Raw genomic sequence first — 540 nt, forward strand, 5'->3', positions numbered from 1 at the left:
CGATGGAGTCGGTGCCGGCGCTTTCCAGGCGCTGGGCGATCCGTACGGGGCTGTCGGTTCCCGCCGAGTAGGTGATGATCTCGGGAACTGTCGGGAGTCCGTTGCTCTCGAACGCGGCCCGGTACTGTTCGATGACCTGCTGGGTGAAGGGCTGGGAACCGGACATGAGGAAGGCGGCTTTCCGGCCGTTCTGCCCGAGGATGTAGCGGGCGGTGATCTCCGGCGAGGCTCCGGCGAGGAAGGAGAAGAGGTTGTCGTACTCACTCCGCCCGGTCTGGAAGATGCCGGTGACGGGGACTCGATCATTCGACAGGCTTTCCAGCGAGTCGTCCATGGCGCCGCTTGCCGTCACGAGGCCGAAGACGCCCTCCTGCTGGATCAGGTCCCGGCTGGCCTGGACGTTCTCCGATGGCGAGGAGCCGTCGTCGCGCCAGGCGTAGGTCAGTTGCCGGCCGTGTACGCCGCCGGCTTCGTTGGCCAGCCCCAGTCGGGCGTCGAGACCTGCCCGGGCGGCGGACAGCGCGCCGCTGCCGGGGCCGG

General features: G+C 68.5%; 1 protein-coding gene. It reads right to left on the reverse strand.

The genetic code is table 11. From position 1 onward, the window contains the following. On the reverse strand, positions 1-540 hold a 540-nt coding region (locus tag AB1460_RS38260), incomplete at both ends, for an ABC transporter substrate-binding protein (protein WP_368967505.1).

This window comes from Parafrankia sp. FMc2 (assembly GCF_041008525.1).
Lineage (GTDB): Bacteria > Actinomycetota > Actinomycetes > Frankiales > Frankiaceae > Parafrankia.